This is a genomic window from Streptomyces sp. NPDC041968 (genome assembly GCF_055589025.1).
In genome coordinates this window covers 364,794-388,611 of the sequence record NZ_JBVJCB010000008.1, presented here as the reverse complement: position 1 = coordinate 388,611, position 23,818 = coordinate 364,794, and the positions used below count along the sequence as shown (strand labels likewise).

Sequence of the window (23,818 nt, the reverse complement as noted above, 5' to 3'; positions counted from 1 at the left end):
CGCCGACCGAGCCGACACCACCGAGAAGGGCGACACGACCGAGAAGGGCAACACGACCGGGAAGCACGGCCCGACCGGGGAGACCGTCGCCACCGACAAGGCCACCTCCCCCGACACGGCCGTCGCCCCTGGCAAGGCCGCCTCCCCCGACAAGGTCATCGCCCTCGACAAGGCCGTCCTCACCGTCACGACCGGGGTCACCGACAAGACCGTCGCCGCCGACAGGACCAGCACCCCCGCCACGAGGGAGACGGGCACCCCGGCGGAGTCCCGGTCCGGGACGGAGGAGCCCGGCGAGCCGGACGAGCCCGGAAAGCCCCTGGCGGACGCCCCGCCGGCGCCGGTCGCGCTGGAAGCGGCGACCGTCGCGCAGACCCCCTCGGAGACGTCAGCGGCCATCGGCCCGGTCCGCACGGAGAAGGTCCCGGCCGAGGCGGTCGCGGCGGAGACCTCCTGACCCACGCGTCACACCGCGGTCCCGGTTCGCCGGGATCCGGGCCGCCCGACGGAGGGGGCGCCCGGGTCCCGTCGCCGGGGTCGCCGCGTCCCCGCTACGCCACGAACGTCCGCGGCCCCTCGCCACCGCCGCCGACGCCGCCGTTCTCCACCAGCCGGGCCGCCGCGGCGAGCCGCGCCGCGGCCTCCTCGGCCACCGCGCCGCCCACGGTGAACGGCAGCCGGACATAGCCCTCGAAGGCCCCGTCGACCCCGAACCGCGGCCCGGAGGGGACCCGCACCCCCACCCGCTCCCCCGCCTCGGCGAGCCGGGAGCCCGAGAGCCCCCCGGTCCGCACCCACAGCGTGAGCCCGCCGCGCGGCACCTCGAACTCCCAGTCGGGCAGCTCCCGCCGCACCGCGCCCACCAGCTCGTCCCGGTTCTGCCGGGCCTGTGCGCGGCGCACCGCCACAGCCTGCTCCCAGCCCCCGGTGCTGAACAGCCAGTTCACCGCCAGCTGTTCCAGTACCGGCGTGCCCAGATCCGCGTACGCGCGCGCGGCGACCAGGCTGCGGATCACGTCGGGCGCGGCGCGGACCCAGCCGATGCGCATGCCCGCCCAGAACGCCTTGCTGGCGGAGCCGACGGTGACGACCGTGGAACCGGCCGGGTCGAAGGCGCACACCGGGCGCGGCATCTCGACGTCGTCGTCCAGCCACAGCTCGCTCATCGTCTCGTCGGCCACGAGCACCGTCCCCGCCGAGCGGGCGGCGTCCACCAGCCGCCGCCGCTGGTCGTCGTCGGCGAGCGCGCCGGTGGGGTTGTGGAAGTCGGCGACCACGTACGCGATGCGGGGCGCGGCGTCGCGCAGCACCTGGCGCCAGCGGTCCACGTCCCAGCCGGTGAGCCCCTCGGCCATCGCGACGGGGACGAGCCGGGCCCCGGCCTCACGCATCAGCTGGAGGATGTTGGCGTACGACGGCGACTCCACGGCGATGCGCTCGCCGCGGCCCCCGAACAGGTGGCAGATGGCGTCGATCGCGCCCATGGCCCCCGTGGTCACCATGATCTGCTCGGGCATGGTCGGGATGCCGCGCGCGCTGTAGCGCTCGGCGATCATCGAGCGCAGCGCGGGCAGTCCGGCCGGATAGTCGCCGTGGGTGTGCGCGTAAGGGGGGAGTTCCTCCAGCGCGCCCTGCACCGCCCGGGTCAGCCAGGGTTCGGGCGCGGGCAGCGCCGCGCAGCCGAGGTCGATCATCGACCCGAGGGCCTCCGGGGGCAGGGGCTCCAGGCCGCGCGCGGGCAGGGGGTTGCCGGCCGGGACCGCGGTCCAGCTCCCCGCGCCGCGCCGGGACTCCAGGAAGCCCTCGGCGCGCAGGGCCTCGTAGGCGGCGGCGACGGTGGTGCGGCTGACGGTCAGGGCGAGGGCCAGCTCGCGTTCGGCGGGCAGCCGGGCGGCGACGGGGACGCGCCCTTCCAGGACGAGCAGGCGGACGCCGTCGGCGAGCGCGCGGTAGGCCGGCGGACGGCGGGTGCCGGGCCCGGCCGGGCGGTCCTGCTGGGAACCGAGCAGCCGCGCGAGCTGTCCCGCCCCCACGGCAGAAGTCCACTGCGCCATGGAAATCAGTCCACCTTCCCCGAATTGGCCCTGGTTGGCTCTGCTTACCAAGCCACAGGGTGTCATGCAGCAGGCCACTACCACCACCCAGGGGGCATTTCATGTCCAGGCGATCCGGACCGCGGCATCTCACGCGGCGACTGACACAGCTCTACGGCGGCCTCGTCCTGTACGGCGCGAGTTCGGCGCTGCTGGTCGCGTCCGGGCTCGGTCTGGAGCCGTGGAACGTGCTGCACCAGGGCCTCGCCGAGCGCACGGGCCTGTCGATGGGCCTGGTGCTGACCGTCGTCGGCGCGGCCGTGCTGCTGCTGTGGATCCCGCTGCGCCAGCGCCCGGGCCTCGGCACGGTCTCCAACGTGCTGGTGATCGGCGCCGCGATGGACGCGACGCTGGCCGTCGTGCCCGACGCCCACGGCTGGACGGCGCGGATCACCATGATGGTGGCGGGGATCGTCCTGAACGGCGCGGCGACCGGCCTGTACATCGCCGCTCGGTTCGGTCCGGGCCCGCGGGACGGCCTGATGACCGGGCTGAACCGGCGGACGGGCCTCTCGGTGCGTCTGGTGCGGACCGCCGTCGAGATCACCGTGGTGGCTACGGGCTTCGCCCTCGGCGGCACGGTGGGTGTCGGCACCCTGCTGTACGCCGTGACGATCGGCCCGCTCGCCCAGGTGTTCCTGCGCCTGTTCGCCGTCCCGCCGGCATCCGGCGGCAGCACGGTGGTTGCCGCCGCTCAACCCCGCCACGCGATACTGCGTCGGTGACCACCCCGATACGCCACCCCCGCCACCCCTATCTGGACCACCCCGGACCGATCGCCTTCGCCCACCGCGGTGGGGCGGCGGACGGCCTGGAGAACACCCTCCGGCAGTTCCGGCGCGCGGTCGAGGCGGGCTACCGGTACATCGAGACCGATGTCCACGCGACCCGGGACGGGAAGCTCGTCGCCTTCCACGACGCGACCCTGGACCGGGTGACGGACGGGGCCGGGCGGATCGCCGACCTCCCGTGGGAGAGGGTGCGCCGGGCGCGCGTGGCGGGCGAGGAGCCGGTGCCGCTCTTCGAGGAGCTGCTGGAGACCTTCCCCGAGGTGCGCTGGAACATCGACGTCAAGGCGGAGTCGGCGCTGCTGCCGTTGCTGGAGCTGATCGAACGGACGGGCAGCTGGGACCGGATCTGCGTCGGCTCCTTCTCCGAGGCACGCGTGGTCCGCGCCCAGCGCCTGGCCGGCCCGCGCCTGGCCACCTCGTACGGCACCCGGGGCGTCCTCAACCTGCGGCTGCGCTCGTGGGGCGTGCCGGCCGCCCTGCGCCGTTCGGCGGTCGCGGCGCAGGTGCCCGAGGCCCAGTCGGGCATCCAGGTGGTCGACCACCGCTTCGTGCGCGCCGCCCACGCCCGCGGGCTCCAGGTGCACGTGTGGACGGTGAACGATCCCGACCGGATGCACCGGCTCCTGGACCTGGGAGTGGATGGCATCATGACCGATCACATCGACACACTGCGCGAGGTCATGGAGGACCGCGGCGTCTGGGTCTGAGACCGTCGGGGACCGCCTGGGCCCGCGACCGGAGCCCGGGCGTCGCGCGCTCCCGGGGAGGCGAGGGCACGGGTGGGTACCGACACCCTGAGGACGGACGCGGCCGACGACGCGGACGGCCGACGGCGCGAGCAGCGCGGCTGGTACGTCTACGACTGGGCGTGCTCGGTCTACTCCACCAGCGTGCTCACCGTGTTCCTGGGCCCCTATCTGACGTCGGTCGCCGAGTCGGCGGCGGGCCCGGACGGCTATGTCCACCCGCTCGGCATTCCGGTGCGCGCCGGGTCCTTCTTCGCGTACTCGGTCTCGCTGTCGGTGATCGTCGCGGTGCTCGTGATGCCCCTGGTGGGCGCCGCGGCCGACCGCTCCGGGCGCAAGAAGCCGCTGCTGGCCGCCGCCGCGTACACCGGCGCGGGGGCGACGACCGCCATGTTCTTCCTCGACGGCGACCGCTACCTGCTGGGCGGACTGCTCCTGGTCGTCGCCAACGCCGCGCAGTCCGTGGCGATGATGCTCTACAACTCCTACCTCCCCCAGATCGCCCGGCCCGAAGAACGCGACGCGGTCTCCTCGCGGGGCTGGGCCTTCGGCTACGCGGCCGGGGCGCTGGTCCTGGTCGCGAACCTGATCCTCTACACCGCCCACGACTCCTTCGGGCTGAGCGAGAGCGCGGCGGTCCGCGTCTGCCTGGCGTCGGCCGGACTCTGGTGGGGCGCCTTCGCGCTGATCCCGCTGCGACGGCTGCGCGACCGCCGCGTCCCCGCGCGCGCGGCGGCGCTGCCGGGCTTCCGGCAGCTCGCGGCGACCGTCCGCGACATGCGCCGCCGCCCGCTGACCCTGGCCTTCCTGCTGGCGTACCTCGTCTACAACGACGGCATCCAGACGGTGATCTCCCAGGCCTCGGTCTACGGCTCCGAGGAACTCGGCCTCGGGCAGTCCACGCTCATCGTGGCCGTGCTGCTGGTGCAGCTCCTGGCGGTGGCGGGCGCGCTGGCGCTCGGCAGGCTGGCCCGCGCGTACGGGGCGAAGCGCACGATCCTCGGGTCGCTGGTGGCCTGGACGGTGACCCTCGCGGCCGGGTACTTCCTGCCGGCCGGGGAACCGGTGTGGTTCTTCGTGCTGGCCGCCGGGATCGGACTCGTCCTCGGCGGCAGCCAGGCGCTGTCCCGCTCCCTCTTCTCCCACCTGGTGCCGCCCGGCAAGGAGGCCGAGTACTTCTCGGCGTACGAGTTGAGCGACCGCGGGATGAGCTGGCTGGGGCCCCTGCTGTTCGGTCTCACCTACCAGCTGACCGGGAGCTACCGGGACGCGATCATCTCCCTGGTGGCGTTCTTCGTCATCGGTTTCGCGCTGCTCGCGCGGGTCCCGGTGCGGCGGGCCATCGACGACGCGGGCAATCCCGTACCGGCGAGGATTTAGCACTCGGCACGAAAGCGCTGTAGTGTACGCGTTTGGCCTGCCAGGCGTACCGTTACTGCGCGTCAATGGCGCCGAAACGCTATGTCACATCTGTTAGCAGAGGTGACAAACCGGGCGTCGGCGGGTACTGCACTGGAGCAAGGCTGCGACTGCGACGGCGACGCAGACGCCCGGAACGGGAGTCGGGACGGGAATCTTTACCGCCGCCCGGACGTTGACCGGATGACGACGACAGCGACACCTGTCCTGTGGGCGACAAGCCCGGGAGGCACGATTCATGAGTGAGCGAGCTCTTCGCGGCACGCGCCTCGTGGTGACCAGCTACGAGACGGACCGCGGCATCGACCTGGCCCCGCGCCAGGCCGTGGAGTACGCATGCGAGAAGGGGCATCGGTTCGAGATGCCCTTCTCGGTGGAGGCGGAGATCCCGCCGGAGTGGGAGTGCAAGGTCTGCGGGGCCCAGGCACTCCTCGTGGACGGCGACGGCCCTGAGGAAAAGAAGGCCAAGCCCGCGCGTACGCACTGGGACATGCTGATGGAGCGCCGCACCCGCGAGGAACTCGAAGAGGTCCTCGAGGAGCGGCTGGCCGTTCTGCGCTCCGGCGCGATGAACATCGCGGTGCATCCGCGTGACAGCCGCAAGAGTGCGTAGCGGGAAACCGTAGGCAACGAACACACCGCGGGTGCCGTACGTGAACCTCACGTACGGCACCTGCGGTTTTTGCTGCCGCGTGCCGTCAGAGGACCGCTCCCCCGGGCGGCACGCTTCCGCTCAGCGCGCCAGCGGCGGGCGGGGGCCCTGCGGGGCGTCGTCCGGGTCGTCGCGCACGACCTCGCCCTGGACGACCTTGCCGTCCGGCTGGTGCATGCGGGCCTGGCGGAAGGCGTCGCCCAGGGTGCCGGGACGGGCCTCACGGAGCTTGCGCTCCACCGTCCGCTCCGCGTACCGGCTCACCGCTTTCTGGACCGGGGGCAGCAGCATGAGCAGCCCCAGCGCGTCCGAGATCAGGCCGGGGAGGATCAGGAGCAGCCCGCCCAGCATCATCAGGCCGTTGCCCTCGCTGTTCGGCCGGGCCTCGGGGGGCATGCCGGACTGCTGTTGCTGCACCGTCCGGGTCAGGTTCCGGAAGGCTCGGCGGCCCGCCGCCTTGATGACGACGGAGCCGAGGACGATGCCCGCGACCAGCAGCAGGAAGACCACGAAGCCGCTGGAGGCGCCCGCGACCACGGTCAGCAGCCAGATCTCCAGCACGAGCCAGGCGGCGACACCCAACGGCAGGAACGCGCGCAGGCGGGAGCGGGGGGGCCGGGCGGGGGACCTGGGGGTCTGAGCGCCAGTCGTCATACCCCCAGTGTGCCTGCCCCCGGCTCAGCGCGGCGTAAGGGGGCGTCAGGCGCTCTCGTCGGGCGCCGGGGTCGACTTGTCGCTTTTCCCGGGCTGCCTCTGGGCGCCCTCTCCGGACGGCCCCGACGCCGGCTCCGTCCGGTCCGCGGCCCTCTCGTGGGACGCTCCGGCGGTCGGCTCACCCGCTGCCCTGTCGGGCTGCTTGTCGCGCCCCAGGACCTTGCCGACCCGCTCCCCCACACCCCACGTGGTGACCCGCCAGAGGGCCTCCACGAGGATGTCGCGGCTCATCTTGGAGTCGCCGTGCTCGCGCTCGACGAAGGTGATCGGCACCTCGACGACGAGGTAGCCGGCCTTGATCGCCCGGCGGGCGAGGTCGACCTGGAAGCAGTAGCCCTGCGAGGAGACCTCGTCCAGGCCGAGGCCCTCCAGGGTCTCGCGGCGGAAGGCGCGGTAGCCGCCGGTGATGTCGCGCAGCGGCAGGTCGAGCGCGAGGCGCGAGTACATGCTGCCGCCCCGGGAGATGAACTCGCGGGACTTGGGCCAGTTCACCACCCGGCCCCCGGGCACCCAGCGGGAACCGAGCACCAGGTCGGCCCCCTTGAGGGCGGTGAGCAGGCGGGGCAGTTCCTCGGGCTGGTGGGAACCGTCGGCGTCCATCTCGATCAGCACGCCGTAGCCGTGCTCCAGGCCCCAGCGGAAGCCCGCGAGGTAGGCGGCGCCCAGGCCTTCCTTGCCCCTGCGGTGCAGGACCTGGACGTGGTCGTCCCCGGCGGCCAGCTCGTCGGCGAGCTTGCCCGTGCCGTCCGGGCTGTTGTCGTCGGCCACGAGGACGTGCGCCTCGGGGACCGCCTCGCGCACGCGCGTGACGATCGCCTTGATGTTCTCCGCCTCGTTGTAGGTCGGGATGATCACCAAGGCCGTACCCAGGGGATCGAACCGCCTCCCCCGCCCCGCTGCCGCGGGCGTCCCGTCGCCGTCGTTCACCGCTGCCCCTTCATGTCCGTACGCAGAGCACCACCTTAATGGCCGCGGCCTGCGCCGACGTGACAGGACGTGCGTACGGCGGTGTCGTTTCCCGTGGACCGGGGTAGGGATGCACGCTTGCGGACCGTTACCGCTGCGGATGGGGGCCCGGCGCCCTTCGGGCCGACCTGGGACCCGCTGGCTGCGGATCGACCGAAAGCCGTTGTCTACTGAGCGCCCGGGCCCCACCCGGGTCACACCTCCCGACCGGCGGGAACGTTCCCTCGTCGCGGCGTGAGCGCTGAGCCTGGCTCCCAGCGACGGTGCCCCGAATGCGGCACACCGTCCCTGACCCAGCGGCGCCGCGACGCGTGCGCGGAGGATTCCCCGGTCGGACGTCCGGTGGTGGACTCGGCCGAACCTACCGGCCCCCCGCCGTCGCCTGTCAACAGTCGTTCGACCTGCGGCTTCCGCAGCAATGCCCAGGTCAGCGGGGCGGAGCCGCAGGTCGTACGCGGCGGAAGATCATCGCCCCGTCGGCCGTGGAGATCACTCGCCCGGCCGTACGAAGACGGTCCGGCCCCCGACGACGGTGCGCAGGCAGACGGGCAGTCCCCGGCCCGGGGTGAGGTCGGGCAGGCCGGGGGTGCCGGAACGCGGGTCGGTCGACCAGCGTGCGACCCGGTCGTCGGGGGCCTGGACCACCAGGGCGCCGGTACGCCAGACCGCGTAGTCGGCGGGGGCGCCCGGCACCAGGACGCCCGCGTCGTCGCGGCCGATCGCCCGCCAGCCGCCGCGTGTGTGCGCGGTGAACGCCGCCCGCACGGAGACGCGGTGTTCCGCCGTGCGGTGGAAGGCGGCGGCCCGGACGGTGCCCCACGGATCGAGGGGCGTGACCGGACTGTCGGAGCCGAAGGCGAGCGGGACACCGGCGCGCAGCAGGGCGGCGTAGGGGTTGAGGGTGCGGGCCCGTTCGGCGCCCAGGCGGCGGGCGTACATGCCGTCCTCGCCGCCCCACAGGGCGTCGAAGGCGGGCTGGACGGAGGCGGTCAGGCCCAGTTCGGCGAAGGCCGCGACGGTCTCGGGGGTGAGCATCTCGGCGTGCTCGACGCGGTGGCGGGCGGCGCGGACGCGCGCGAGGCCGAGCTTGTCGGCGGCGGCGCGCACCCCCTCCACGACGGCGGTCACGGCGGCGTCCCCGATGGCGTGGAAGCCCGCCTGGAGACCGGCCTCGGTGCAGGCGACGACGTGCGCGGCGACGTCGGCGGAGTCCAGGTAGGCGATGCCGGTGTGACCGTTGTCGGCGTACGGCTGGTGCAGGCAGGCGGTGTGGGAGCCGAGGGCGCCGTCGACGAAGAGGTCGCCGGCGGCGCCGACCGCGCCCAGTTCCCTCGCCTTGTCGACATCCCGTTCGGCCCAGTAGCCGATGACCCGGGGTCCGGCCTCGGTGGCCGACAGCCGCAGCAGGCCGGTGAGGTCGTCCTCGGAGGAGATCTCGGGCCCTGCGCATTCGTGAACGGTGCCGATACCGAGGGAGGCGGCGTGCGCGAGGGCGGCGCGCTGGGCCTCGGTGCGCTGGGCGGGGGACACGGCTCCGAGGGCGGCCGCGCGTACGGCGTGGTGCGCGTCGGCGGTGAGCGGACCGTCCGCGCGGTCGCCGGCCCCGGGGGCCAGGTCGAGCAGGGCGGTGGTGACGACGGCCGAGTGGACGTCGATACGACTGAGGTAGAGGGGGCGGCCGCCGGTGGCCTCGTCCAGCTCCGCGCGTGTCGGGGGCAGCCCGTCGGGCCAGCGGGAGGCGTCCCAGCCGTGCCCGAGGAGGACGCGGTCGCCCGGGCGGGCCGCCGCGAAGTCCCGCACCAGGGCGAGGGCGGCCTCCCGGGTCGGAGCGCCGGAGAGGTCGAGGCCGGTGAGGGCGAAGCCGGTGCTCGTGGTGTGCACGTGTGCGTCGGTGAACGCCGGGGTGACCAGGGCGCCGTCCAGGTCGATCACCTCGTCCACGCCGTCCGCGAAGGCGTCGGCGGCGCCCTCGGAGCCGACCCAGGCGACCTGGCCGCGTTCGACGACCATCGCCGTCGCGAAGGGGTCGGCGGGACTGTGGACCTCGCCGCGGCGCAGCAGGACGGTCGTGGACGGGGTGGTGGGCTCGCTCATGGACACCAGTCTCGCCCCTCGTGCCCGCCGACCGGCACGCAGGTCGGCGCTGCACGGGGGGCGCCCCGCCCCCGACCGGTGACCGGCAGCGGGCGGCCGTCCCCTGCCGGGCCGGCACCGTGGCCCGCGGCGACGGTCAGACGCGGGGCGGCCGGGCCTCGTAGGGCGTGGACAGCACCACGGTGGTCCGGGTCGACACGCCCGCCAGGGAGCGGACCCGGGCGAGCAGCTCCTCCAGCTCGTGCGGGGTGGCCACGCGCACCTTGAGGATGTAGTTCTCGTCGCCCGCCACGCTGTGGCAGGCCTCGATCTCGGGAACCCCGGCCAGCCGGTCCGCGATGTCGTCGGGAGCGCTGGGGTCGAACGGTTTCACGGAGATGAAGGCGGTCATCGGCAGCCCGACGGCCTCCGGGTCGACGACCGCGGCGTACCCGCGGATGACGCCACGCTGCTCCAGCCGTCGCACCCGCTGGTGCACGGCGGACGTGGACAGGCCCGTGGCCTTGCCCAGGTCCGTGTAGCTCATCCGCCCGTCCCTGACGAGCAGCTGCACGATCTGTCGGTCCAGCTCCTCCATGGCGCAAGAACCTACAGTGCGCTTGATCTCCTCGGATACCTGAGCGGCCCAGGTCATGCCCTGTTCGTGATGTGACGGGCGGTCGGCCGACGGACCGGCCGGGTACAAAACCGCCGCAGGGGGCGGCTGCGCGAGGCATGTGACGAAGACCACACCCCCCGGCCGTTCTCCGTGATGTTCTCGTGATTACCCCGTAGGGGGGACGGGAAGTGCTTGCTGTGGTCGAGGCCGCAGTGCCGTCACGGCCCAGCCCGAGGGGGAGAATCCCATGCAGAGTCTTAAGCGCCCTGGACGTACCACGTCCAAGCGGCAGCAGCCGGTCATCGAGCCCCTTCCGGAGGGCGTCGAACCCGACGCCCTCGACGAGGAGGAGCTCGACACCTACGACACGTTCGAGATGTACCGGGTGATCTGCCCGGACTGCGCGCAGCCCATCGCGCTGCTGGCGGACGAGGAGGTGCTGCCGCAGCACGCGCTGTGCGCCTCCCCGTGGAACCCGTTCGGCCTCACGGCGTGTGCGGGCACCGGCCGCAGGGCCACCGACGCCCGTCCGGCGGACGAGTCGTTCCAGCCCCACGAGCAGGACACCGCCCTGCTGTTGACGCTCCCCCAGGGTCTCGACTGGCGGACCCAGCCCTTCTCCCACGTCGGCGGTCCGGGCTCGCGCCCGATGCGCGTGCCGACGATGCGGCGCGAGGCGGCCTGAGCCCACGTGTGCCACCCGGACGGGCGCCGTCCGGGTGCGTCGCCCCGATGCGTCCACCCACCCGCTCCACGGCCCACGCACGGCCGTGGAGCGGGTGGAGCGCTGTCCGCGGGAGGTCGCGGGAGGGCCGCCGTGAGCGACGGTGCGTCAGACACCGTGCGACGCCGCCGACTCGGCGGCGGACAGCCGCGAACTCACTCTCGATTCCGGGCGCCGGTGACCTGTCCGCACTCCGCCGCGTTGCCCGGGCATGACCCCCACGTACTCGGCGACCGGGCCTCGGCGCCGCGCGTTCGTCCCGGTGCCCGCGAGACCGGTTCCGCCGGCCCCGCAGCCCCCGGACCCGCCGATCTACCGTGAGCTGATGCGGACCTGGGCCGACCGCGGCCGCACCCTGCCGGGACGCGACGACCCGGAGTGGGTGCGACTGGCGGCGCCCCCGCGCGGACTCGGGGACTTCTTCACCACCGGCGACCTGCGCGTCACCGGCGGGTTCGGCGTGGCCGGCGACTTCGCCGTCACCGGTGCCTGGAGCGTCACCGGTGACTTCAGCGTCCCTCGGGACCCGCGAGGTGACGGGCGATGACCATGCGCTGGATCTGGTTGGTGCCCTCGACGATCTGCAGCACCTTCGCCTCGCGCATGTAGCGCTCGGCGGGGAAGTCGGCGGTGTAGCCGTACCCCCCGAGGACCTGCACGGCGTCGGTGGTGACCCGCATCGCCGTGTCGGTGCAGTGCAGCTTGGCCATGGCGGCCTGCTTGGCGAAGGGCAGTCCGGCGTCCCGCAGCCGTGCCGCGGTCAGGTACAGCGCGCGGCCGGCCTCGATCTGGGTGGCCATGTCGGCGAGCATGAAGCGCAGCCCCTGGAAGTCGGCGATCGGCTTGCCGAACTGCCGGCGCTCCGCCGCGTAGGACACCGCCTCGTCCAGCGCCGCCTGGGCCACACCGATCGCGCAGGCGGCGATGCCCAGCCGCCCCGAGTCGAGCGCGGACAGGGCGATCGCGAAACCCTGCCCCTCGTCGCCGAGGCGTCGGGCGTCGGACACCCGCACGCCGTCGAGGTGGACCTGTGCGGTGGGCGAGCCCTTGAGCCCCATCTTCTTCTCCGGCACCGCGGCGCTCAGCCCCGCGGCGTCGGCGGGGACCAGGAAGGCGGTGATGCCCCGCGGTCCCTCCTCGCCCGTGCGCGCCATGACGGTGTAGAAGTCGGCGACGCCGCCGTGCGTGATCCACGCCTTGGTGCCGGTGATCACCCAGTCGCCGCCCTCGCGCACGGCCTTGGTGCGCAGCGAGGCGGCGTCGGACCCGGAGGCGGGCTCGGAGAGGCAGTAGGCACCGAGCAGGCCGCCGCCGAGCATCGCGGGGAGGTGCTCGACCTGCTGTTCCTTGGTGCCGTAGGCGGCGAGGGCGTAGGAGGCGAGGGTGTGCACGCTGACGCCGAGGCCTACCGTGAGCCGGGCCGCGGCCAGCTCCTCGAGGACCTGGAGATAGACCTCGTAGGGCTGCTCGCCGCCGCCGTACTCGGCGTCGTAGGGCAGGCCGAGCAGGCCGGAGTCGGAGAGCAGGGCGAAGACCTGGCGCGGGAAGCGTCCGGCGTCCTCCTCCTCGGCCGCGTTCGGGGCGATCTCACGCTGCGCGATGTCGCGGACGAGCGAGATCAGATCCCGTGCCTCGTCCGTGGGCAGTTGCCGGTCCACCGGCTGCGGGGCGCGGTCGGGCATGGCGACGCTCTCCTCCCTGTCGGGCGCAACGGCGGACGTGCGCCTTGGGTGGAGGCGGTTCCGCCGGGTCGTTCGGGCCAGGCCGATGCTCGCACTCCCGGGTCGCGGAAGCGGCTGACCAGCGGCTGTGCGCTGTGAGTATGCCCGATCGGAGGCATGGAGTCACCAGTTAACGACCGCTTACTTCAGGAAATGCTCCGGCCGGTCCGCGAGCCCTCGATTCCGGCGCCCCGACCCGAAGATGGTCCGAACCATTGACCCCACTGGTCTAGTCCTCCTACGGTGACGGACCGAACGCATTACCGCGTTCATGCCAATCGGCGCGCGTTTCCCTCTTCCCCCCACGAGGAGACACCCGATGCACGTCCCGCACCTCCCCCGCGTCCTCCCCCACGCCCGGCCCCGCTCACGCCGGAGGGCCCCCGTCCGGGCCCTCCTCGCCGCCCTGTGCTCCGCGGCGCTCGGCGCGGGGCTGCTGGCCGGCGCGGCCACGACCACCGCCGCGGCGGCCCCCGCGGCACCCGCGCCGAGTGCCGCCGCCGGCTCCAAGGTCGTCGGCTACTTCACCGAATGGGGCACCTACGACCGCAAGTACCACGTCAAGAACATCGAGACGTCCGGCTCCGGCGCCGAACTGACCCACATCAACTACGCGTTCGGCAACGTCACCGGCGGCAAGTGCGCCATGGGCGACGCCTACGCGGCGACCGACCGGGCGTACACGGCGGCCGATTCCGTCGACGGCGTCGCCGACACCTGGGACCAGCCGCTGCGGGGCAACTTCAACCAGCTGCTCAAGCTGAAGAAGAAGCACCCCGGTCTCAAGGTCCTGTGGTCCTTCGGCGGGTGGACGTGGTCCGGCGGCTTCGCGGAGGCCGCGAAGGACCCCGCCGCGTTCGCCCGGTCCTGCCACGACCTGGTCGAGAACTCCCGGTGGGCCGAGGTCTTCGACGGGATCGACATCGACTGGGAATACCCCAACTCCTGCGGGCTGAGCTGCGACACCAGCGGCCGGGACGCGTTCCCGAAGCTGATGAGCGCCCTGCGCGCCGAGTTCGGCTCCGGCAACCTGCTCACCGCGGCGATCACGGCCGACGCGACGTCCGGCGGCAAGATCGACGCGGCCGACTACGCGGGAGCGGCCCGGTACGTCGACTGGTACAACCCGATGACGTACGACTTCTTCGGCGCCTGGGACGCCGCCGGCCCGACCGCTCCGCACTCGCCGCTGACCTCGTACTCCGGTATCCCGAAGCCCGGTTACCACTCCTCGGCGACCATCGACAAGCTCAAGGGCCTCGGCATCCCGCCCTCGAAGCTGCTGCTCGGGATCGGGTTCTACGGCCGCGGCTGGACCGGCGTCGGCCAGGCGGCACCGGGCGGCACCGCCACCGGCCCCGCCAAGGGGACGTACGAGAAGGGCATCGAGGACTACAAGGTGCTGAGGACCAGCTGCCCGGCGACCGGCACCGTGGCCGGTACGGCGTACGCCAAGTGCGGGAACGACTGGTGGAGTTACGACACGCCGCAGACCATCGCGACCAAGATGGCGTACAAGGACCAGCAGGGGCTGGGCGGCACCTTCTTCTGGGAGCTGAGCGGTGACACCGCGAACGGCGAGCTGATCAGGGCGATCGGCTGACCTGACCCACAGGGGGGGCGGAGGGGCGGGGGCCGGCTCGGGTCTCCGCCCCTCCGCTGTGCGCGTCAGGCGTCCCGGCGGGCGGCGGCCGGGGCCGGGCAGGCGGGGTCCAGCTCCTCGATGGCGCGCAGGGTGCCGCCGAGCGACTTCACCAGCAGGTCACGCATGGTTTCGCGGGGCAGACCGGGACGGCCGATCCAGTCCAGGGTGGCGCCCTCGACCCCGCACACCCAGGAGAGCAGGCCCATACGCGCCAGCGGGCCGACGTCGGAGCGGCCGTACGCCCCTTCGGCGATGGTGGCGACGATCGCCTCGCGCACCCCGTCCCGGACGGCGTGCACCTCGGTGTCGAAGCCGACTCCGCCGCTGACGATGGTGCGGTAGGCGGCCTGGTGGTGCTCGGCGTAGCGCAGATAGCCGTCGATGGTGCGGTGGACGCGGTCCACCTGCGGCAGTTCGGTACCGCCCGCCGCGGTCGTGACCAGCTCGGCGACGGAGTCCTGGATGATCGCCAGGTAGTAGCCCCGCTTGGACTGGAAGTAGTAGTAGATCAGCCCCTTGGCGACATGCGCCTGGCGGGCGATGTCGTCCATCGAGAGCGCGTCGTAGGACGTGTCGGCGAACAGCCTGCGCCCGATGGCGATGAGTTCGGCCCGGCGTGCCAGCGAACGCTCGGTGCCGCGCGCCCGGGGGCGGGCGTCGGCACGCTGTTGACTGATATTCAATTTCGACCCTGGTTTCCTACGGGCAGCGGGACTTCCGCAGTATGGCAGGTCGGATCGTGGGCCAGGTCACACCCGGGTCACGTCACAGCAGGCCCAGCTGGACCACGAGCATCGCGACTACCACGACGAGGGTCCAGCCCATGACGTGTTCGAGGACCTTCGGGCCGTCGTCCTCGGGGCCGCCGGTACGGACACGGGCGGCTGTGGCGGTGTGTGCGGTCATGGCTACTCGCTGATCTCGGAGTTCGGGTGGACTCCCCCCGCCTCCCGTCGAGGGCGACCCCCGCGGTGACGCTGTCCACCTTGCCACCGCCGGCGGCATATGTGGCGGAGACCTTGCTCACAGCGGACGGCCCCCGGAGCCGATCTCGCGCTGCCGGGGGCCGTCGTCGCGGCGCGGTCAGAGCACGCCCACCGCCGCGAGCGCCTTGCGCTGGCGCGGGCTCGGGTGCGCCGGGAAGTACAGGTAGCAGACGCCGCCGGTGCCGGAGGCGACCTTGCCGCTCGCGTTGTAGCGCTTGGTGCGCAGCCAGATGTTCTCCCACTCGCGCCGCCGGTAGACGCGGCGCACGGCCTCGTTGTCGTCGGAGGCGGGGTCGTTGGCGATCACGTCCCCGTCGGCGGTGAAGCCGATCACCGTCATCAGATGGCCCGACGTGCCGTAGCCGGCCCCGGTCAGCTCCTCCTCCAGGAAGGACTGGGACGTTATGGCCGGGATGCCGGCCGCGATCAGCGTCTCCAGGTCGGTGAGGGAGCCCAGGCGGGTGACCACGCCCTGGAGGCCCTCGAAGGTGGCCGCGTAGGCGGCGTTGAAGGGCCAGTTGCCGCAGCCGGCGTACTGGTGGTCGTACGTGTACCGGGCCGCGTGGCAGACCTGCGGGTCGGCGTAGGACGGGTCGACCCAGGCGAGCTGCTCGGCGGTGAGCCGGCCGCCCCAGTACTCGATGATCATCTGCGAGGAGGTGGGGCTGCACCAGGCCTCGCCGCCGTTGTCGTACTCGGGGTACTGACCCTTGTGGATCTCCTGCGAGTAACGCGGGACGCTCAGCTCCTGGGCGAGGCCGGGAGCGGAGGCCGGGACGGTGAAGCGGTCGGGGATGTCCGAGCCCATCGCGCCGAGCCGCCAGACGGTGGGCGTGGTCCTCGTGCCGGGGCGGCGGTAGAGCGTGAGTCTGAGCCGGTAGGAGACCAGGCGCAGCCCCGTGGAGGCGTCGTCGACGGCGAAGGTGTCCGTCCAGACGCTGCTCTTGCCGTCGCCCTGGTCGTCGACCGAGGTCCGCTTGATGTCCTGGTCGCCGGCCGCCCAGCGGCCCATCACGTACCAGGGGGTGTCCGTACCGTCGGAGTAGCTCCCCTTCAGTTCGACCTGGAGCCAGGTGCCGCTCGGGGTGTGCGCGTTCCAGGAGGCGATGACCTCCGTCGAGGGCACGGCGAGCCGGTGGACGGGCGACGTCCAGGTCGCGTACTCCCAGGCGGCGGTGGTGCCGGTGTGCGGGTCGGTGTAGTCCGCGGTGCCGGCCGGGGCGCCGATCACCACACCGGGACGGGCGCCCGCGACCGCGCGGGCCCCTTCCGCGGTCCCGCGCCGCCAGTCGCGGAACGTGGTCCAGGCCCGGTAGTCGACCTGCCGGGCGGGAGTGCGCTCGCGGTCCGCAGGGCCCTCGTCCGCGGCGGGCGGGGTTGCGGCGGTGGCCGGAACCGCACTGCCCGCCACGGCGGCAACCACGGCTGCGGCCAGGACGGTTCTGCGGGACGGCTGTTCGGCTCTGCTCATGGGTGGAAGACCCCCAGGTGTCCGAGTCGGGCGGGTCCGTTGCACGGTTGTGCGCCAACTATGGCCGCAGGAACCCGGTCCTGCCAGCACTTCTCCGCACGCCGCGCCACGAATATTGGTGTCGACCAGTGGCGTGCCCCGGGGCGGGCGTCGCGGGGCGCGGCCGAACCGGTCGCGGGGCCCGGGCGAGGCGCAGGACCCGAGCCGCACACCGGACCCCGACGGCGTGCGGGGCCGGCCGCCGGCCGGACGCACGTCCCGGACGGGCGCGGCTAGAGTGCGGGGGACGTCGTCCGTTCCCTCGCGCAGCCCAGGATCCGCCATCCACGCCCTCGCAGCCCTGCTCCGCCGGCTCCCCCCGTCCTGCGGACCCGTGCGTCTGGTCGGCGTCGACGGGCACGCCGGGTCCGGGAAGTCCACGTTCGCCGGACGGCTGGCCGCCGAGCTGGGCGGCGCCCCGGTGCTGCGGCTCGACGACATCGCCAGCCACGACGAACTGTTCGACTGGACCGGCCGGCTGCTGAGCCAGGTGATCGAGCCCCTGGAGCGCGGCGACACCGCGCACTACGCCCCCTACGACTGGCGGACCCGGCGCTTCGGAGCGCCCCGCCCGCTGCCGCCCGCCCCGGTGGTCCTCGTGGAGGGCGTCGGCGCGGGCCGCGAGGCACTCCGCCCCCACCTGGCCCGGCTGGTCTGGATGGAGCTGCCGCGCGAGGAGGCGTGGGCGCGCGGCAGGGCGCGCGACGGCGCGGAGCAGCGGACGTTCTGGGACGCGTGGATCCCCGCGGAGCGCCGGCACTTCGCCGACGACCCCTCGCGCCCCTTCGCGCACCTTCTGGTGCGTCAGGGGGAGAAGGGGTACGAGTTGCTGCCGGGACCCGCGGGAACCACCTCTGAGGCCCACTTTTTCACGCAGGGTGACGGACCCTCCGCAATGTGCTGAACTCGTGAAGATCGCCCCGCGGCAACCTGCCGGAGTGCCTCAACTTCGCTTGACCCAGGGGTCGTACAGGTCTTACGTTCTGGATGTGCGGCCATTCGGTGCCGCCGACAGACGCGAAGCCCCCGATTGTTCCCCCGTGATCGGGGGCTTCGTTCTGCCCCGAGCACGTTTTCCGGCTGCTGCGCGAGTCGATCCGCTCACCCTCAGTCACCGTCCGGCGCACGCCCCGACCGTGCCCGCCTCGCGCAACGGCCTGCCCCGGCACCCTTCGGAGGACAGACCCCCGCGGGTACGATGCCCACGGTGCGACCTACGGGCGGTTGCCGCGCGCACCTTGCAACTCCGGTCCGCGGTACACCCGTTGACCGAGGCGGTCGGCGGGCGACGGCTCGTCGGCATACCGACGGGGGCACGGTACGTGGGGGACGGGATGGACTTCGGCACGCGGGGCCCCCAGGCCCCGGCCGACCTCGCCTGGCTGCGCGGCGTGGACGCCTACACCATGGGGGCCTATCCGCAGGCCGAGGAGGAGTTCCGGACCGCGGTGCGCATCGATCCCGCGATGGCCGACGGCTGGCTGGGACTGCACGCGCTGCGCGTCGACACCACGAACGCCCTGCTCAGGATGTTCCGGCACCGGGAGCGCTTCGGCGAGCAGCGTGCCCGCCATCGCCGCACGCTCAACTCCTGGTACTGGCTGGGCTGGTGGGTGCAGCCCGTGCTGGAGAGCCCCCGCGACCTGCTGCTGGCGCACGCCTCCCACTGGCTGGACGGCCGCCACGTCCCGGAGCTGGACCGGGCCCTGGCCGGGCTGCCGCCCGTGGACGCCGACGCCCAGGTCCGCTTCCTGCACGCCTGCCGCGCCTACCTGGTCAAGGACTGGGAGCAACTCGTACGGCACACCGACCCGCTGCTCGGCGATCCCCTGCTGGGTATCGAGGCCGGCCTGTTCAGCGGCATGGCCCGGGTGCGTCTGGAGATGTACGGACAGGCCGAGCCGCTGCTGTCGACGGCTCTGATGCGCTGCCGCAGCGAGCAGCCGCAGCGCAAGGAGCTGCGGTACTGGCTGGCCCGGGCCCACGAGGGGACGGGCCGCAGTGCCGCGGCGCTCCCGCTGTACCGGGCCGTGCACCGCGTCGACCCGGCCTTCATGGACACCTCGGCCCGGCTGGCGGCGATCGCCGAGGGAGACGGTTACGACGACACCGGCGATCTCACCGGACTCGCCCAGGCCGGCACGGGACCGGACGGGCTGGACTGCGCCGACGGACTCGACCCCCTCTTCGGCGCCGAGGAACGCGGCCTCAAGCTCTCCGTCCCCGAGGTCCCCGAGCCCCCGCCGGGCGCCCCGCTGCCCTCGCTGAGCGGCCCCGCCGTGCGCGAGCGGACCGACGGGCCGCACTCCTCCCTGCCCACCGGGCCCACCGATCCGGCCTTGCTGGAGGAGGCGCTCGCGGAGCTGGAGCGCATGGTGGGTCTGGAGCCGGTGAAACGCCAGGTCAAAGCCTTGTCCGCGCAGCTCAACATGGCTCGGCTGCGGGCCGGTCAGGGGCTGCCGGTCCAGCCGCCCAAACGCCATTTCGTCTTCTCCGGCCCCTCCGGCACCGGCAAGACCACCGTGGCCCGCATCCTGGGCCGGGTCTTCTACGCCCTCGGCCTGCTCGGCGGCGACCACCTCGTGGAGGCGCAGCGGGCCGACCTGGTCGGCGAATACCTCGGCCAGACCGCCGTGAAGGCCAACGAGCTGATCGACTCCGCGCTCGGCGGCGTCCTCTTCGTCGACGAGGCCTACTCCCTGTCGAACTCCGGGTACGGCAAGGGCGACGCCTACGGCGACGAGGCGCTCCAGGTGCTGCTGAAGCGCGCCGAGGACAACCGCGACCACCTCGTCGTCATCCTCGCCGGCTACCCGGAGGGCATGGACCGCCTGCTGTCCGCCAACCCCGGGCTGTCCTCCCGGTTCACGACCCGCGTGGACTTCCCCTCGTACCGGCCGCTGGAGCTGACCTCGATCGGCGAGGTGCTCGCGGCCGAGAACGGGGACGTCTGGGACGAGGAGGCCCTCGACGAGCTGCGCTCCATCGCGGGGCACGTGGTGGACCAGGGATGGATCGACGAGCTGGGCAACGGACGCTTCCTGCGGACGCTGTACGAGAAGAGCTGCGCGTACCGCGACCTGCGCCTGTCGGTGTATCCCGGGTCGCTGACCCGGGACGACCTGGCCACGCTGCGGTTGCCGGACCTGATGCAGGCCTACGGGGAGGTCCTCTCCGGGCGGGGGCCGCAGGACCCGGCCGGCCCCTGAGCCCTAGGTGGCCAGCGTCACCTCCCGGTGGGCCGGGTCGCGCACCTCCCCGACCAGGAGTTCCAGGACGTCCTCCAGGGCGACCACGCCGAGCACCCGTCCCGACGCGTCCGTCACCTGGGCCAGGTGGGTCGCCGCGCGACGCATCACGGTGAGGGCGTCGTCCAGGGGCAGTTCGGGGCGGAGGGTGGTCATGGGACGCCAGAGGTGCTGGGGGACGGCACGCTCCGAGTCCTCGAGGTCCAGGACGTCCTTGACGTGCAGGTACCCCATGAAGGCGCCCTTCTCCACGGCGACCGGGAAGCGCGAGTACCCGGTGCGGGCGGTGAGGGCGACGATCCCGCCGGGTGTGACCGACGGGCTGACCGTCACCAGCGACTCCCGGGCGAGGAGCACGTCGGTCACCGGGCGGGAGCCCAGCTCCAGGGCGTCCTCCAGACGTTCCTGCTCCTCCGGGTCGAGCAGTCCGGCCTGGCCCGCGTCCCCCACCAGCCGGTTGAGCTGCTCGCTGGTGAAGACGGCCTCGACCTCGTCCTTGGGCTCCACGCGGAACAGCCGCAGGATGCCCTGGGCACAGGCGCCGAGCGCTGCGGTGATCGGCCTGCACAGGCGGGCGAAGGCGACCAGGCCGGGGCTCAGCCACAGCGCCGCCTTCTCGGGGGCGGCCATCGCGAGGTTCTTCGGGACCATCTCGCCGATGACGAGGTGGCAGAAGACGACCGCGGCCAGCGCGATCACGTAGCCGAGGGGGTGGATCACCCCGTGCGGCAGGTGCATCCACGCGAAGACCGGCTCCAGCAGGTGCGCCACCGTGGGTTCGGCGACCGCACCGAGCGTCAGCGAGCAGACGGTGATGCCGAACTGGGCGGCGGCCATCATCTGCGGCAGCCGCTCCAGGCCGTACAGCACCTGGCGGGCGCGGGCGGTGCGCAGGGGCTCGATCTGGCTGCGGCGCACCGAGACGAGCGCGAACTCGGCACCGACGAAGAAGCCGTTGGCGAGCACGAGCAGCGCGGCGAAGAGGAGTTGCAGGACGCTCATCGGGCGGCCTCCAGCACGGACGCCGGAGCCGTGCGCACCAGGCGTATCCGCTCGGCGCGGTAGTGGCCGACCTGCCGGACGGAGAGCCGCCAGCCGGGCAGTTCCGCCCGGTCGCCGACGGCGGGGATACGGCCGAGCAGGTCGGCGACGAGCCCGGCCGCGGTCTCGTACGGGCCCTCGGGAGCCTCCAGGCCCACGCGTCGCAGGGCGTCGACGCGGCAGCTTCCGGCCACGTCCCAGGCGGGCCGGCCGTCCTCCGGCGCGGCGGCGGCGAGTTCGGGGACGTCGTGGCCGTCGTGCTCGTCGCGGACCTCGCCGACGATCTCCTCGACGATGTCCTCCAGGGTGACGACGCCGGCCGTGCCGCCGTACTCGTCGACGACGACCGCGATGGGCTGCTCGCTGCGCAGGCGGGTCAGCAGCGGCCGGACGGGCAGGGTCTCGGGGACCAGCAGCGCCGGGCGGGCGATCCGGCCGGCGGAGGTCCGCAGCCGGTCGGGCGCGGGGACGGCGAGGGCGTCCTTGAGGTGGACCATGCCGACGATCTCGTCGATCTTCTCCCGGTAGACGGGGAAGCGGGACAGACCGGTGGCACGGGTCAGGTTGACCACGTCCTCGGCGGTGGCCGACGACTGCAGGGCGCTGACCTTCACGCGTGGGGTCATGACGTGCTGCGCGGTCAGTCCGCCCAGGGAGAGGGTCCGTACGAAGAGGTCCGCGGTGTCCTGCTCCAGGGCGCCGGCCCGGGCGGAGTGCCGGGCCAGGGAGACGAGTTCGCCGGGGGTGCGGGCGGAGGCCAGCTCTTCGGTGGGCTCGATGCCCAGCGCGCGGACCAGGCGGTTGGCGACGGCATTCAGCGCGGCGATCACCGGGTGGAACAAACGGGCGAAGGCGTGCTGCGGGCCCGCGACGAAGCGCGCCACCTGCAGCGGCTTGGACACCGCCCAGTTCTTGGGCACCAGTTCGCCGATCACCATCTGCACCGCCGAGGCCAGCAGCATGCCGACGACGACCGCGACGCCGGGTACGGCGCCCTCGGGGACGCCGATCGCCGTGAACGGGCCGTCCAGCAGCCGGGCGAGCGCCGGTTCGGCGAGCATGCCGACGACGAGGGAGGTGATCGTGATGCCGAGCTGGGTGCCGGAGAGCTGGAAGGACAGCTCCTTGAGGGACTCGACGACCCGGCGGGCGCGTCGGTCGCCGCCGGCGGCCGCCTGCTCGGCGTCCGGCCGTTCGACGGTCACCAGGCCGAACTCGGCGGCCACGAAGAAGCCGTTGGCGAGGATCAGCAGGAACGCGGCTGCCAGGAGCAGCAGGGGGGTGGTCATGATGCCGCCGCCTGTGAGGGGTCACAGCAGGGGGCGGCGCAGGTACTGCAGGACGGTCCGTCCATCGCCGGAGGGGGTCACTCCTCGGGTAGCGGGGTCCCCCGCGCACCGGGCGGAGCGACAGGGGTGAGGACGCGACGACCGCGTCCTCGTTCCCAGATTAATCACGAAAAGGGCGCCCGCGGCAGGGGCGCCGCGTCCGCTTCAGCCTCGCGGCGTCTCGGACGCGCCGCGGGACCGGGCCTCGACGAGGGCGCGCAGCGCACGGGCGTCGTGGAGGGCGCGCTCCCGGGCGATGCCCGGCTGGATGCCGAGCGCGGGCAGGCTGGTGCCGTCGCTGAGGTCCAGGAAGGCCCAGGGATCGCCCTGCCTGAGGTTGACCCGCACGATCTCGGCCCACGCGAGGCGCCGCTTGGTGGTGAGGTTGACGACGGTCACCCCGGCGTCGTCGGCGACGACCCGGGGTCGGGCCAGCAGCAGCACGACGCCGGCCAGGAGAAGTCCGGTCAGCGCGAAGCTGAGCCTCTCCCCCGGGCCGAGGCCGTCCAGCAGCAGCCCGACCGCCGTGATCGCCGCGAAGGTGATGACGGCGAGGACGGTCAGGACCGCGCGGGTGCGCCCCGGGCGGAAGGTCACCGGCAGGGCGGGCAGATCCGGCGTGGTGTCGGGCATGGTGTCGCTCCGGGTCGTGCTCAGAGACGGCAGGCGTGGATGGCCGTGGTCAGGATGGCCCGGGCACCGATCTCGTACAGGTCGTCCATGATCCGCTGGGCCTCCTTGGCGGGGACCATCGCACGGACGGCGACCCAGCCCTCGTTGTGCAGCGGGGAGACGGTCGGGGACTCCAGGCCGGGGGTGAGGGCGACGGCCTTCTCCAGCTGCTCCACCCGGCAGTCGTAGTCCATCATCACGTACGTCCGGGCCACCAGGACGCCCTGGAGGCGGCGCAGGAACTGCTGCACCTTGGGCTCGGTGGTGGCGTCGGGCTCCGCTCCGGAGCGGCGGATCACGACGGCCTCGGACTTCATGATGGGCTCGCCGAAGACCTCCAGGCCCGCGTTGCGCAGCGAGGTCCCGGTCTCGACGACGTCCGCGATGACCTCGGCGACGCCGAGCTCGATGGCGGTCTCGACGGCGCCGTCGAGGTGGACGACGGAGGCGTCGACGCCCCGGTCCGCCAGGTAGGCGGCGACGATGCCCTCGTAGGAGGTGGCGACGGTGCGGCCCTTGAGGTCTTCGACGCCGGTCGCGGTGCCGGGCTTGCCGGCGAAGCGGAAGGTGGAGCGGGCGAAGCCGAGCGGGAGGATCTCCTCGGACTCGGCGCCGGAGTCGACGAGCAGGTCCCGGCCGGTGATGCCGATGTCGAGCCGGCCGGAGGAGACGTAGATCGCGATGTCGCGGGGGCGCAGGTAGAAGAACTCGACCTCGTTGACCGGGTCGACGATCCGCAGTTCCTTGGACTCGCGGCGCTGCTGGTAGCCGGCCTCATGCAGCATCTCCCCCGCGGGGCCTGACAGGGAACCCTTGTTGGGGACGGCGATGCGCAGCATGAGGTCGGCTTCCTTCGCGTGGTGGGGTGGG

The 23,818-nt window shown here is 73.1% G+C and carries 22 protein-coding genes; 9 read left to right on the top strand and 13 right to left on the bottom strand.

Translation table 11 applies throughout. From position 1 onward, the window contains the following. Positions 1-551 precede the first annotated feature (551 nt). On the bottom strand, positions 552-2,054 hold the full coding sequence (locus ACZ6EG_RS21865) for an SCO1417 family PLP biosynthesis transcription factor (protein WP_391970380.1): 1,503 nt from the start codon (positions 2,052-2,054) through the stop codon (positions 552-554). A 101-nt stretch (positions 2,055-2,155) separates the two neighbouring features. On the opposite strand from ACZ6EG_RS21865, the gene yczE reads away from it, so the two are divergent. From yczE to ACZ6EG_RS21845, 4 genes are all read left to right on the top strand, one after another. Then, positions 2,156-2,818, top strand: a complete 663-nt coding sequence (yczE, locus tag ACZ6EG_RS21860) for a membrane protein YczE (RefSeq protein WP_391970379.1) — start codon at positions 2,156-2,158, stop codon at positions 2,816-2,818. Continuing rightward, on the top strand, positions 2,815-3,591 hold the full coding sequence (locus ACZ6EG_RS21855; protein ID WP_391970378.1) for a glycerophosphodiester phosphodiesterase family protein: 777 nt from the start codon (positions 2,815-2,817) through the stop codon (positions 3,589-3,591). The genes yczE and ACZ6EG_RS21855 overlap by 4 nt, the downstream gene beginning before the upstream one ends. 72 nt (positions 3,592-3,663) lie before the next feature. Then, positions 3,664-5,010 (top strand): MFS transporter, encoded by a 1,347-nt coding sequence (locus ACZ6EG_RS21850; RefSeq protein WP_391970377.1) that lies wholly within the window; start codon positions 3,664-3,666, stop codon positions 5,008-5,010. 277 nt (positions 5,011-5,287) lie between these two features. Next, positions 5,288-5,662 (top strand): RNA polymerase-binding protein RbpA, encoded by a 375-nt coding sequence (locus ACZ6EG_RS21845; protein WP_003977404.1) that lies wholly within the window; start codon positions 5,288-5,290, stop codon positions 5,660-5,662. Positions 5,663-5,782: 120 nt separating this feature from the next. Here ACZ6EG_RS21845 and fxsA read toward each other — a convergent pair whose 3' ends face one another. From fxsA to ACZ6EG_RS21825, 4 genes are all read right to left on the bottom strand, one after another. Beyond that, positions 5,783-6,355, bottom strand: a complete 573-nt coding sequence (gene fxsA / locus ACZ6EG_RS21840) for an FxsA family membrane protein (RefSeq protein ID WP_391970376.1) — start codon at positions 6,353-6,355, stop codon at positions 5,783-5,785. A 45-nt stretch (positions 6,356-6,400) separates the two neighbouring features. After that, on the bottom strand, positions 6,401-7,342 hold the full coding sequence (locus tag ACZ6EG_RS21835) for a polyprenol monophosphomannose synthase (RefSeq protein ID WP_469606696.1): 942 nt from the start codon (positions 7,340-7,342) through the stop codon (positions 6,401-6,403). Between the two features lie 528 nt (positions 7,343-7,870). Then, positions 7,871-9,475 (bottom strand): amidohydrolase, encoded by a 1,605-nt coding sequence (locus ACZ6EG_RS21830; RefSeq protein ID WP_469606693.1) that lies wholly within the window; start codon positions 9,473-9,475, stop codon positions 7,871-7,873. A gap of 136 nt (positions 9,476-9,611) precedes the next feature. After that, on the bottom strand, positions 9,612-10,052 hold the full coding sequence (locus tag ACZ6EG_RS21825; protein WP_332886433.1) for an Lrp/AsnC family transcriptional regulator: 441 nt from the start codon (positions 10,050-10,052) through the stop codon (positions 9,612-9,614). A gap of 268 nt (positions 10,053-10,320) precedes the next feature. Between ACZ6EG_RS21825 and ACZ6EG_RS21820 the strand changes: the two genes are divergently transcribed. Then, the gene (locus ACZ6EG_RS21820; RefSeq protein ID WP_469606690.1) at positions 10,321-10,758 is read left to right on the top strand and encodes a hypothetical protein; all 438 of its coding nucleotides are present in this window, start codon (positions 10,321-10,323) and stop codon (positions 10,756-10,758) included. Between the two features lie 364 nt (positions 10,759-11,122). Then, positions 11,123-11,344, top strand: a complete 222-nt coding sequence (locus ACZ6EG_RS21815; protein ID WP_391970373.1) for a hypothetical protein — start codon at positions 11,123-11,125, stop codon at positions 11,342-11,344. Here ACZ6EG_RS21815 and ACZ6EG_RS21810 read toward each other — a convergent pair. Next, complete coding sequence (locus ACZ6EG_RS21810; RefSeq protein ID WP_391970372.1) at positions 11,307-12,479, bottom strand: acyl-CoA dehydrogenase family protein; 1,173 nt, start codon at positions 12,477-12,479, stop codon at positions 11,307-11,309. The genes ACZ6EG_RS21815 and ACZ6EG_RS21810 overlap by 38 nt on opposite strands. Positions 12,480-12,837: 358 nt before the next feature. Between ACZ6EG_RS21810 and ACZ6EG_RS21805 the strand changes: the two genes are divergently transcribed. Then, positions 12,838-14,121 (top strand): glycoside hydrolase family 18 protein, encoded by a 1,284-nt coding sequence (locus ACZ6EG_RS21805; RefSeq protein WP_391970371.1) that lies wholly within the window; start codon positions 12,838-12,840, stop codon positions 14,119-14,121. A gap of 65 nt (positions 14,122-14,186) precedes the next feature. Here the strand turns inward: ACZ6EG_RS21805 and ACZ6EG_RS21800 are convergent, their stop codons facing one another. The 3 genes from ACZ6EG_RS21800 to ACZ6EG_RS21790 all read right to left on the bottom strand — a co-directional run bounded on the left by ACZ6EG_RS21800 (position 14,187) and on the right by ACZ6EG_RS21790 (position 16,620). Further along, positions 14,187-14,846 carry a TetR/AcrR family transcriptional regulator gene (locus ACZ6EG_RS21800; RefSeq protein WP_469606686.1) on the bottom strand — a complete coding sequence of 220 codons (660 nt, stop codon included), beginning with the start codon at positions 14,844-14,846 and terminating at the stop codon, positions 14,187-14,189. Between the two features lie 82 nt (positions 14,847-14,928). Continuing rightward, positions 14,929-15,069: an SCO1431 family membrane protein gene (locus ACZ6EG_RS21795; RefSeq protein ID WP_391970370.1), complete on the bottom strand. Its 141-nt coding sequence runs from the start codon at positions 15,067-15,069 to the stop codon at positions 14,929-14,931. 177 nt (positions 15,070-15,246) lie between these two features. Then, positions 15,247-16,620: a peptidase C39 family protein gene (locus tag ACZ6EG_RS21790; protein ID WP_391970369.1), complete on the bottom strand. Its 1,374-nt coding sequence runs from the start codon at positions 16,618-16,620 to the stop codon at positions 15,247-15,249. 322 nt (positions 16,621-16,942) lie between these two features. Between ACZ6EG_RS21790 and ACZ6EG_RS21785 the strand changes: the two genes are divergently transcribed. Next, entirely contained in the window at positions 16,943-17,563 is a 621-nt protein-coding gene (locus ACZ6EG_RS21785) for a uridine kinase family protein (RefSeq protein WP_469606768.1), read from the top strand. 430 nt (positions 17,564-17,993) lie between these two features. After that, a complete protein-coding gene (locus tag ACZ6EG_RS21780; RefSeq protein ID WP_391970368.1) occupies positions 17,994-19,868 on the top strand; it encodes an AAA family ATPase in 1,875 nt (624 codons plus the stop codon). A gap of 3 nt (positions 19,869-19,871) precedes the next feature. Here ACZ6EG_RS21780 and ACZ6EG_RS21775 read toward each other — a convergent pair whose 3' ends face one another. The 4 genes from ACZ6EG_RS21775 to hisG form a co-directional block, all read right to left on the bottom strand. Beyond that, positions 19,872-20,909, bottom strand: coding sequence for a hemolysin family protein (locus ACZ6EG_RS21775; protein ID WP_391970367.1), 1,038 nt, complete (start codon positions 20,907-20,909; stop codon positions 19,872-19,874). Continuing rightward, positions 20,906-22,237: a hemolysin family protein gene (locus ACZ6EG_RS21770; RefSeq protein WP_391970366.1), complete on the bottom strand. Its 1,332-nt coding sequence runs from the start codon at positions 22,235-22,237 to the stop codon at positions 20,906-20,908. Before ACZ6EG_RS21770 ends, ACZ6EG_RS21775 begins: the two co-directional genes overlap by 4 nt. Before the next feature lie 204 nt (positions 22,238-22,441). Beyond that, positions 22,442-22,909 carry a PH domain-containing protein gene (locus tag ACZ6EG_RS21765; protein ID WP_391970365.1) on the bottom strand — a complete coding sequence of 156 codons (468 nt, stop codon included), beginning with the start codon at positions 22,907-22,909 and terminating at the stop codon, positions 22,442-22,444. Between the two features lie 20 nt (positions 22,910-22,929). Beyond that, positions 22,930-23,787 carry an ATP phosphoribosyltransferase gene (gene hisG / locus ACZ6EG_RS21760; protein WP_356605604.1) on the bottom strand — a complete coding sequence of 286 codons (858 nt, stop codon included), beginning with the start codon at positions 23,785-23,787 and terminating at the stop codon, positions 22,930-22,932. Between the last annotated feature and the right edge of the window lie 31 nt (positions 23,788-23,818).

Bases quoted from the DNA above. Each gene is read 5' to 3' on its own strand.
- ACZ6EG_RS21865 (WP_391970380.1), bottom strand. From the start codon at position 2,054: ATGGCGCAGTGGACTTCTGCCGTGGGGGCGGGACAGCTCGCGCGGCTG.
- ACZ6EG_RS21815 (WP_391970373.1), top strand. From the start codon at position 11,123: ATGCGGACCTGGGCCGACCGCGGCCGCACCCTGCCGGGACGCGACGAC.
- ACZ6EG_RS21770 (WP_391970366.1), bottom strand. From the start codon at position 22,237: ATGACCACCCCCCTGCTGCTCCTGGCAGCCGCGTTCCTGCTGATCCTC.
- ACZ6EG_RS21805 (WP_391970371.1), top strand. From the start codon at position 12,838: ATGCACGTCCCGCACCTCCCCCGCGTCCTCCCCCACGCCCGGCCCCGC.
- yczE (WP_391970379.1), top strand. From the start codon at position 2,156: ATGTCCAGGCGATCCGGACCGCGGCATCTCACGCGGCGACTGACACAG.
- ACZ6EG_RS21825 (WP_332886433.1), bottom strand. From the start codon at position 10,052: ATGGAGGAGCTGGACCGACAGATCGTGCAGCTGCTCGTCAGGGACGGG.
- ACZ6EG_RS21820 (WP_469606690.1), top strand. From the start codon at position 10,321: ATGCAGAGTCTTAAGCGCCCTGGACGTACCACGTCCAAGCGGCAGCAG.
- fxsA (WP_391970376.1), bottom strand. From the start codon at position 6,355: ATGACGACTGGCGCTCAGACCCCCAGGTCCCCCGCCCGGCCCCCCCGC.
- ACZ6EG_RS21795 (WP_391970370.1), bottom strand. From the start codon at position 15,069: ATGACCGCACACACCGCCACAGCCGCCCGTGTCCGTACCGGCGGCCCC.
- hisG (WP_356605604.1), bottom strand. From the start codon at position 23,787: ATGCTGCGCATCGCCGTCCCCAACAAGGGTTCCCTGTCAGGCCCCGCG.
- ACZ6EG_RS21845 (WP_003977404.1), top strand. From the start codon at position 5,288: ATGAGTGAGCGAGCTCTTCGCGGCACGCGCCTCGTGGTGACCAGCTAC.
- ACZ6EG_RS21780 (WP_391970368.1), top strand. From the start codon at position 17,994: ATGGACTTCGGCACGCGGGGCCCCCAGGCCCCGGCCGACCTCGCCTGG.
- ACZ6EG_RS21790 (WP_391970369.1), bottom strand. From the start codon at position 16,620: ATGAGCAGAGCCGAACAGCCGTCCCGCAGAACCGTCCTGGCCGCAGCC.
- ACZ6EG_RS21765 (WP_391970365.1), bottom strand. From the start codon at position 22,909: ATGCCCGACACCACGCCGGATCTGCCCGCCCTGCCGGTGACCTTCCGC.
- ACZ6EG_RS21775 (WP_391970367.1), bottom strand. From the start codon at position 20,909: ATGAGCGTCCTGCAACTCCTCTTCGCCGCGCTGCTCGTGCTCGCCAAC.
- ACZ6EG_RS21810 (WP_391970372.1), bottom strand. From the start codon at position 12,479: ATGCCCGACCGCGCCCCGCAGCCGGTGGACCGGCAACTGCCCACGGAC.
- ACZ6EG_RS21830 (WP_469606693.1), bottom strand. From the start codon at position 9,475: ATGAGCGAGCCCACCACCCCGTCCACGACCGTCCTGCTGCGCCGCGGC.